Below are 8,850 nucleotides of genomic sequence, written 5' to 3' on the forward strand. Positions count from 1 at the left end.
CGCCGAGTGTGGTGGACCGTCTCTCGGCCACGTTGGGCAGCCGCAGCTCGCGAGGATACGGGCCCACGAGCCGCAACTCCTCCCCCACACGCTGCCCGCCCTGTGGATAACGCCCTGGCCCGCGCCAGTCAGGCGCAGAATTCATTCATGCGCCAACCCAGTGAGCTTCCCCCTCAGCTCCAAAACAGGCCGTTCACCGTGGCCGAGGCCCGCTTGGCAGGCCTGAGCCGACGTCGAACCCGGGCCAGTGATCTCGTCAGCCTCTGCTACGGTGTCCGCGCGACGGCCGGCACCCGGGATAGCTTGCTGGAACGCGCTCATTGCCTGGCTGCTGCCACCGGCGCAGTCGTGAGCCATCTGTCCGCGGCTGTGTTGTGGGGATTCCCGCTGCCTGCTTCCCTCACGGCCGAGTCCGTCGTGCATCTGACGACTATGCCTGGCCATCGCGCTGTGCGACGCAAGAACGTTCTGGGCCATCAGCAGTCTCTTGAACCTGAGGAGGTCGTGGCGGGCACCAGAGTGCGCTGCACCTCCCCGGTGCGGACGTGGTTCGACCTCGCCGGTATGCTCAGCCTCGATGACTTGGTGATCGCCGGCGACTTCTTACTGGGTCGGAGACGCCCACTAACAACGAGCAGCGGGTTGGATGCGTATCTAGAAGGGAAGCGAGGCAGACCCGGCTACCGTCGGGCTATGCGTGCCCGAGCTCTGCTGCGCCCCGGCACGGACTCCCCGAAGGAGACCGAGCTCCGGCTGCTCCTGATTCGGTACGGCCTACCAGAACCCGGAATCAACGTCCCGATGTTCGACGAGACCGGGGGCTGGATCCAGGATCCGGACCTTTCCTATGAGAAAGAAAAGGTCGCCATCCAGTACGACGGCGGACATCATGCCAGTGCTGCCCAGCGTCGCGGCGACATCTTCCGGGATGAGAACGCCAGGGATGCCGGGTGGCGGGTCGTCGTCTTGACCCAGTGGCATTTGACCCCGTTCGCTCTCGGGATGGAGCCGGCTGCAGTTACCCGGGTGCGGGCAGCCTTGATGGAACGCGGCTGGTCACCCGACCCCGGTCCGAAGCCTACCCGCCCCGTGGCTGATTCTGGCCGGCGCCTATCGGACAGGAACGGCCGCTAAGCCGCCCGCTCAGCGACCGACTGTGGCAAGTCGACGACGTAGGCTGCATCCGGGGCTGGCTGCCGCCCGGCTGCGCCCGGCCCTCGAATATCGCGCCTAGCGCTCAGGCGCAGGACGGGCACCTTGATGTCCTGGCCGGAAAGTACTTTGCCATGGCGCCGGAACCGGGAGCCCACTTGACAGCAATGGCCGCTAAGCCGCCGGCTCAGCGGCCCGCTGTGGCAAGTCGACGGGGTAGGCACGGGCAGCGCTTGGACGGGGGACGGGCCATCTACCGGACTCGGGCCCGGTGAGCTCGGACGAGGTACGGGCAACTAGTTGCCTGTACCTGGTTTGGGGCTCAGGCGCAGGGCGGGCACCTGATGACCTGGCCGGGGTCTACTGTGCGATTCGGCCTGAACGGGCGCCCATCTGACAGGAATGGCCGCTATCCGTGGAACATAGCGCCCATCTCTGGCAAATTGGAAGGCTAGAAAATGGGGAAACCGGCCGGAGCTCAAAGCGGAGGCCCTCCCTACGATGCCGCCCAAACACGGAAGGGCCGCCGCGCACGTAGCGCAGCGGCCCTCCGGCTAGCCCAGCGGGGTCCGTGAACCCCGGGACTCCCCGGCCCTAAAGTCCCGAGTAGGAGTGCAGTCCGTTGAAGAACTGGTTCACGATGGTGAAGTTGAAGACCACGCACAGGTAGCCCACGATCGAGAGCCAGGCGGCACGGGTTCCGGTCCAGCCGCGGGTGGCACGGGCGTGCAGGTAACCGGCGTAGACCACCCAGATCACGAAGGTCCAGACTTCCTTGGTGTCCCAGCCCCAGAACCGGCCCCAGGCCTTCTCGGCCCAGATGGCACCGAACATCAACGTGAAGGTCCAGCCGACGAACGCGATCGCGTTAATCCGGTAGGACAGGTTTTCCAGGCTCAGGGCGTTGGGCACGAGGCGCATGAAGCCCAGTTTGTCGGCCCCGCCGGCGGCAATGGTCTTCTGCCGGTGCGACTGGACCAGCTGCAGCGCGGACATTGCGAACGTCAGGGTGAAGAGGGCGGAGGACAGCACTGCGATGGAGACGTGGATGACCAGCCAGTAGCTCTGCAGCGCCGGGACGAGGTGCCCCACCGGCGTCCAGTACGCCACCGAGGCTGCAACGAGCATAATGATCGCGAGGCCCACCACGAAGGTGCCCAGGAAGCGCAGGTCGCGGCGGATGAGGACCAGCAGGAAGACCGCCACGGCCACGAACGCGCCGGTGGTCAGGAACTCGTACATGTTGCCCCACGGCACCCGGCCTGCGCCGAGGGCCCTGGTGATGACGCCCGCGGCGTGGATCGCGACACCCAGCACCGTCAGGGCGACGGCCACCCGGGCCGGAACGCGCCGTTCGGCGGAGTAGCGCATGGCGCCGTCGGCGGTCTGCCCGGCTCCGTCGCTGCGCGCCGCGGACGACGTCGGACGCTCGGCGCGCCCGGCCGGGCCGCTAACGTCGGAGTCGGCACGGTCAACGGCTGCGGAGGAAGCCCCGACGCCGGCGCCCACCGGGACCCGGGCCACCTCGGCGCCGGACAGTTCCGCCGCCTTCAGGTCCACCGCGCGCAGGGTTTTGCTGCTCTTGGCCAGGTCCCAGGCGAACGCGATGAAGGCCACCGTGTAGGTACCGGCGGCGAGCAGCATGAAGAGCTCGCTGTACTGGCCCATGGTTTCGTTGATCATCGGAATTACTGATCCTTCTTTGACGCAGGCGAGCCTGCTATGGACTGGATGGAGTCTGCTGTGGGGTGTTCCAGTGACGTCGCGGTGCCCGCGGGACCGCTTGCGCCGGTCTCCGCGCGGCCATTATCCGCCTTGGCGCTGGGAGCGGGCTGGGAATCGGCGTCGTCCAGCGGCCAGGCGGCCGCCAGCAGGGCGCGGACCGCGGCCGCTTCCCCGGCGAGCCGGTGGTCCTCGCCGCGGGCCAGGAGGCCGTACTCGACCATGGTCCGGCCATCCGCGTGGGTTCCGGTGCGGACCCAGACGCGGCGACGGTTGACGTAGAGCGAGGTGACGAGCCCGGCGACGGCGAGCAGCGCGAAGAACAGCGCGTAAGCCTGGCCCGGGTTGTGGTGGATGTCGACGCCGACGTAGCGCTTCACGCCATCGAACGTGATGGTGCCCTTGCCGTCCGGGAGGGTCTGCGTGGCGCCGGGGGTCAGCACGATGCCCTTGGTGGGCAGGTTGCGCGCGTTCAGCGGCGTCAGCTTCTTGACGTCGAGTTCGAAAACGTTCTGCGGGGAGCCGCTGTCCAATCCGAGGTCGCCGTAGTAGGAATTCAGCGTCAGCTGCGGGTTGAACAGGTCGGGATCGCCGCTGAAGGAAACACCTTCCGGCGTGACGAACGCGGTGGGCAGGAAGAAGCCGGCGAAGGCGAGCTGCTCCGGTTTGGCATCGGGGACCTTGATGACCACCGAGGAGTAGTAGTTGTCGCCCTGCAGCTTGGCCACGACCGGGCCCTGCATGGCGACGTTGCCGGCGCCATCGCGCACCGTGACCACCGGGGCGTAACCGTTGCCGGTGAGGTAGATGCTGGTGCCGCCCAGACTGAGCGGATCGTTGACCTTCAGCACCTCCTGCTTGGCGGGCGCGTCCGGGTTCTCTTTGGTGGTCACGTTGGCCGTGAAGTCGATCGGCTGGCCGAACTTGCCCTTGGATTCGCGGTCAAAGGTGATCTGGAACTTGTCCAGCTGGATGGAGTAGGGCTGCAACTGGCTACTCTGGAAATTTGTGCCCGGGCTGAACTGGTCGTAGCCCACCAGGGTGTTCACGAAGGTGTCCCCCTCGACCAGGATCCGTTGCCCGCTATAGCCGAACAGGCCGCCGGCCGCGACGGATACCAGCACGCCGATCAGGGCGGTGTGGAAGACAAGGTTGCCGACCTCCTTGAAGAGGCCGCGCTCCGCTCCGAGCGACGGCCGCGCGCCGTCGTGGTCCCGGACCTCAACGCGGTAGCCGCGCTTCTTCAGCAGCGTTGCGGCGTCATCAATGGCGCCCGACGCCGGGATCCCGGCGTCGGCGGGGATAACCAGGGTGCCGTATTCGGGCAGCCGGGACAGCCGGGCAGGGGTCCGCGGGGGTTGGGAGCGCAGGGCCTTGTAGTGCGCGATAGCGCGGGGCACCACACAGCCGATCAGCGAGATGAACAGCAGGATGTAGATGGCGGAGAACCACGCTGAGGAGTACACGTCGTAAAGCTGCAGCGAGTCCAGGATCTTGCCGTAGTCCGGGTGGTCCTTGATGTACTGCGTGACGATCGCGGGGTTGGTCGGCCGCTGCGGGAACAGCGATCCGGGCACGGCGGCGACGGCCAGCAGCAGCAGCAGGAACAACGCGGTGCGCATGCTGGTCAGCTGCGTCCATGCCCAGCGGAGCATGCCCAGCGGACCAAGCGTGGGCACGACGGCGCCGGCCTTGGCCGCGGAAACGGCCCCGGCGGGGCTGCTGCCGGGTTCAGGCGTGCCGGGTTCAGGCGTGCCGGGTTCAGGCGTGCCGGGTTCAGGCGTACCGGCTTCGGGCGTGCCGGGGGCCGGGGATTTCTTCTTTACGTTCACTCGCTCGCTCATCAGATCGGCAATGTCACATCGGTTTGGAACCAGTACTGCAGCCCGGAAACCCAGGCCCCCCATACGCCGCTGGCCATCAGCACGCCGAGCACGATCAGGATGCCGCCGCCGGTGCGCTGGATGGCGAGCCGGTGCTTGCGGAAGAAGGACAGCACGCCCACGCCGCGGCGCATGGCCAGGGCGATCAGCAGGAACGGAATGCCCAACCCAAGGCTATACACGAAGGCCAGGAGGGCACCCTTCGCCGCGGAGGAACCGCCGGACAGGCTCAGCAGCTGGACGGCCGAATAGGTGGGGCCGATGCACGGCGCCCAGCCTAGGCCGAACGTAATGCCCAGCAGCGGCGCTCCCCACAGCCCGGCCGGCGGCTTGGCCTGGATCTTGGCGTCGCGCTGCAGCCAGCCGAAGCCGCCCATGAAGACCACGCCCATCACAATCACCAGCAGGCCCAGGAGCTGCGTGATCCACGCGTTCTGCGAGCCGGTGATCAGCGTTCCCAGCTGGCCGAAAGCGCCGCCGAGGAGGACGAAGATCACCGAGAAGCCGAGTACGAACAGCCCGATTCCGGCGAGCATCCGGCCGCGCTTCTGTTTTTGCAGGTCGACGCCGGTCAGCCCGGTCACGTAGCCGAGGTAGCCGGGCACCAGCGGCAGCACGCAGGGCGAGAGGAAGGAGACGAGGCCGGCCAAGAGCGCCACCGGGATGGCGAGCAGCAGCGATCCGCTCAGGATCGCTTCGGCGAAGGGGCTGTTCACGGGGTCATCTACTCGATCACTCGGCCACGGCGGCGGCGATGAGGGACTTGAGGGTGCCCTTCTGGATTTCGCCGAGCACCCGGGACGCGACCCGGCCCTGCTTGTCGAGCACCAGTGTGGTGGGGACAGCGCCGGGCGGAACGAGTCCGGACACGGCCAGCAGGACCGCCCCATCCTTGTCGTTGAAGCTCGGATACGTCAGGTTGAAGGTCTTGTCGAACGCTTCCGCCGTCGGCTTCTCATCGCGCAGATTGACGCCGTAAAACTGCACGCCCTGGCCCTTGAACTCCTGGTGCAGCGATTCGAGCGACGGCGCCTCCACCCGGCACGGGGCACAGGCGGCGAACCAGAAGTTGAGTACCGTGACCTTGCCCGGAAAGGCCGACGCCGTGACGGCGGTACCGTCGAACAACGTCCCCTTGATGTCCACCGGCTTTTTCCGGTCGGCGACGGCGAATTCGGTCACCGAGCCGTCACCCGCGACGTAGTTCTTGTTGTCACCCGCCTTGGCCTGCTTGGCCAGGGCGTCCTCCTGGGCGCAGCCGGAGAGCCCCAGCACGAGGGCCAGCGCCCCGCCGCCGGCGGTGAGGAGGCTGCGGCGGGTCAGCCGCGGGTCGTTTCCCAACATGCTCAGGCCCCGGGGGTGCTGGACGCACCGGGCAGGAGGGCGGAGGCAGGCTCGCTGTAGTCCACGCGCAGCAGCGTCCCGGCGTCGTCGAACACGAGCGATGTCACGGAGGTGAGCGTGCATTCGCGCTTCCGCGGGTCGTGCCACAACGGCCGGCCCTCGGCGCTGAGCCGGGCGGCCCAAATGGGCAGCTGGTGGCTGACCAGGATGGCCTCTGCGCCGTCGCCGCCGAGTTCGATGGCCCGCAGCCGCGCATCCTGCACGGCCGCGGTCACCCGCGCGGCCTGCTCCCGGTACGGCTCGCCCCAGGACGGCCGGAGCGGATTGCGCAGCATCGGCCAGTGCTTCGGCCTCAGGAGTTCGGCCTTGGAGACGTGGAGGCCCTCGAAGTAGTTGGCAGCCTCGATGATCCGCTCCTCCGTGACGATGTCAAGGTTGAGGGCCTGCGAGATCGGCTGGGCGGTTTCCTGCGCGCGGGTCAACGGGGAGGCTACGAGATGCACGATCTTGGCACCCTGCGCGGCACGTTCGCTGAAGTGCTCTGCCAGCGTCCGGGCCATCTCCTGGCCCAGTTCGGAGAGGTGGAACTCCGGCAGCCTGCCATACAGGACACCCTCGGGGTTGTGGACCTCGCCGTGGCGGAGCAAATGAACAGTGGCTTGGGGCATGTGTACCAGTTTCTCAAAGGGCAGGCGCAATGGCGAAATCTTCTACGAGAAGTAGAACTCAAACTTTTGAAGAAATGTTCCCCAACGCCGGAATAAAAGATGCAAATGCATGTTTATACTGGGTGAAGCGGTTAGTTGAGGCTTCAATAAATAGGGCTTCGACCCACGCTCAGTAGAACTTGTGCACCACCCACCCGACCCAAGGAGAACCCCATGGCACTTCCCGCCAACCTCACCACCGGCACCTGGACCCTCGACCCCTCGCACAGCGAAATCGGCTTCAGCGTCCGTCACGCAGGCATCAGCAAGGTCCGCGGCCAGTTCAAGGAGGCCGACGCAACCCTGGACCTCGCCGAAAACGTCAGTGACTCGAAGGTGAACGCCACCATCAAGACGGCGAGCTTCGATTCCGGCGATGCCAACCGCGACGGCCACGTCCGCGGCGAGGACTTCTTTGACGTCGAGAAGTTCCCGGAAATCTCCTTCGTCTCGAGCGCCATTGTCCCCAAGGGCGACGCCTACGAACTGGTGGGTGAACTGACCATCAAGGGTGTCACCCGCCCGGTGGCCCTGGAGACCGAGCTCAACGGCGTGGCCGTTGACCCGTTCGGCAACACCCGCGCCGGCCTGACCGCCGAAACCACCATCAGCCGCAAGGACTTCGGCCTGACCTGGAACGCTATCCTCGACGCCGGTGGCGTGCTGGTCAGCGACAAGGTTGCCATCAACCTCGAACTGGCCTTCATCGCCCCCGCAGCGTAGTCCGTGCCGCCCCCTGAGGGCGGACAGGCTGTTCCGGCCACCGTCGGAGACGCTTCAGACACCCCGCTCCATCCCTGGATGGAGCGGGGTGTCTTGCTTAGGCGGTCCGGCATCCGGCGCGCTCCATCGGGGGGGTGTTTGGCCGGACTCCGCACCGCCGCGGGAGGTTGCTAGGAAGCGCTGGTCCCGCAGTCTAAAGTGAAAATCATGAGCAACACCGGTGACGTCCCCAAGCCCGAACAGCCACGCGGCACTCCCCCGCAGCCGGGAAACGTCCCACCCGCCAGTGCGGAACAGCCGGGTCCGGCCAGGGCGTCGGAGGAGTCAGGCGGTCCCGGCCGGCCCGGCGGGTTCCGCTTCGAGTGGCCTGCCGACCGGCCGCGCACGTTCCATGAAGTCTGGCCGGCGGGTGGCTATTCCGGAATCTTTACACTCCCGTCGATGCCCCCGGAACTGAAGATCTCCTATTGGGTTTGGGTGGTTGGRGGCCTGCTGGGACTTCTCGCCGGAGTGATCGGGCTCTTCGGCGCCGTGGTCCTCTTCGTGGTGTCACCGCCGGCGGGCATCCTGCTAATGCTGCTGGTTCTGATCGCGCTCGCCTTGGCGGGGGCCCAGGTCACGCTCGCGATGAAGATGAAGGAGGGCTGGGAATGGGCCCGATTCGCCTTAACCATCGCCGCCGGCGTGAGCCTGGTCCTCGCAGCCTTCAGCACGGGCATCGCGGGAGGCGGCAGCTGGCCCGGCTTTGTGATCAGCGTGGCCGCGACCGTCCTGATGTGGCTGCCCAACTCGCAGTCGTGGTTCAACGCCTTCAAGGGCCGGTTCTAGTCCCCGAATCAGAGAACGATCCCAGGGACGGGGCGATCGCCGAAGAGTACATCTGGGCGTAGTCCGCGCCGGACTTGAGAGCGGCCCCAAGTGGGAGCGGCTCTCGCCGTTTCGGCGGCCTGCTTGCAGCACCGCACGACGATGGCGGGCGCTGGCCGAGAATACCTCTGGGGAATGACCCAAACCTCAGTGGCCCCGGGGTACGGTGGAGTTAAACCACGCTGGGGCGGGTTCTGACACCGGTCCCGGTAACCCATCCCGCCACCGAAATGCAAAGGACCGCCATGAGTAACCCGCCAGTCGAGCCTTCCAGCCCGGACGGACCCGAGTCGGGCAAGCAGGCTCCGCAGTACGGCCAGAACGCACCCCAGTACGGGCAGCAGGCGCCGGGCTACGGACAGCAGCCGACGGCCCCGCAGTATGGTCAGACCACGCCCCAGTACGGGCAGCAGGCGCCGGGCTACGGACAGCAGCCGACGGCCCCGCAGTAC

The 8,850-nt window shown here is 66.9% G+C and carries 8 protein-coding genes and 1 pseudogene; 4 read left to right on the forward strand and 5 right to left on the reverse strand.

Annotation, left to right across the window (positions count from 1 at the left end):
* The first annotated feature begins 693 nt into the window (after positions 1-693).
* Positions 694-1,134, forward strand: coding sequence for a hypothetical protein (locus AB4Y86_RS05975; protein WP_441400973.1), 441 nt, complete (start codon positions 694-696; stop codon positions 1,132-1,134).
* 612 nt (positions 1,135-1,746) lie between these two features.
* Here AB4Y86_RS05975 and ccsB read toward each other — a convergent pair.
* Genes ccsB through AB4Y86_RS06000 form a run of 5 tightly spaced genes read right to left on the reverse strand, consistent with a single transcriptional unit; the run spans position 1,747 to position 6,769 of the window.
* Entirely contained in the window at positions 1,747-2,835 is a 1,089-nt protein-coding gene (ccsB, locus tag AB4Y86_RS05980; RefSeq protein WP_441400975.1) for a c-type cytochrome biogenesis protein CcsB, read from the reverse strand.
* A gap of 5 nt (positions 2,836-2,840) precedes the next feature.
* Positions 2,841-4,718 carry a cytochrome c biogenesis protein ResB gene (gene resB / locus AB4Y86_RS05985; protein WP_441400977.1) on the reverse strand — a complete coding sequence of 626 codons (1,878 nt, stop codon included), beginning with the start codon at positions 4,716-4,718 and terminating at the stop codon, positions 2,841-2,843.
* The gene (locus AB4Y86_RS05990) at positions 4,718-5,473 is read right to left on the reverse strand and encodes a cytochrome c biogenesis CcdA family protein (protein WP_441400979.1); all 756 of its coding nucleotides are present in this window, start codon (positions 5,471-5,473) and stop codon (positions 4,718-4,720) included. The genes resB and AB4Y86_RS05990 overlap by 1 nt, the downstream gene beginning before the upstream one ends.
* Positions 5,474-5,489: 16 nt before the next feature.
* The gene (locus tag AB4Y86_RS05995; protein WP_441400981.1) at positions 5,490-6,101 is read right to left on the reverse strand and encodes a TlpA family protein disulfide reductase; all 612 of its coding nucleotides are present in this window, start codon (positions 6,099-6,101) and stop codon (positions 5,490-5,492) included.
* A gap of 2 nt (positions 6,102-6,103) precedes the next feature.
* Complete coding sequence (locus AB4Y86_RS06000) at positions 6,104-6,769, reverse strand: histidine phosphatase family protein (protein WP_441400983.1); 666 nt, start codon at positions 6,767-6,769, stop codon at positions 6,104-6,106.
* Between the two features lie 213 nt (positions 6,770-6,982).
* Between AB4Y86_RS06000 and AB4Y86_RS06005 the strand changes: the two genes are divergently transcribed.
* The 3 genes and pseudogenes from AB4Y86_RS06005 to AB4Y86_RS06015 form a co-directional block, all read left to right on the forward strand.
* The gene (locus tag AB4Y86_RS06005; protein WP_441400985.1) at positions 6,983-7,531 is read left to right on the forward strand and encodes a YceI family protein; all 549 of its coding nucleotides are present in this window, start codon (positions 6,983-6,985) and stop codon (positions 7,529-7,531) included.
* Between the two features lie 441 nt (positions 7,532-7,972).
* Positions 7,973-8,359, forward strand: coding sequence for a hypothetical protein (locus tag AB4Y86_RS06010; RefSeq protein ID WP_441400987.1), 387 nt, complete (start codon positions 7,973-7,975; stop codon positions 8,357-8,359).
* A gap of 284 nt (positions 8,360-8,643) precedes the next feature.
* Positions 8,644-8,850, forward strand: a pseudogene (locus AB4Y86_RS06015) (hypothetical protein); the annotation flags it as partial.

Origin of the sequence: Arthrobacter sp. 2YAF22_2 (assembly GCF_052114645.1) — a bacterium.
Classification (GTDB): domain Bacteria; phylum Actinomycetota; class Actinomycetes; order Actinomycetales; family Micrococcaceae; genus Arthrobacter.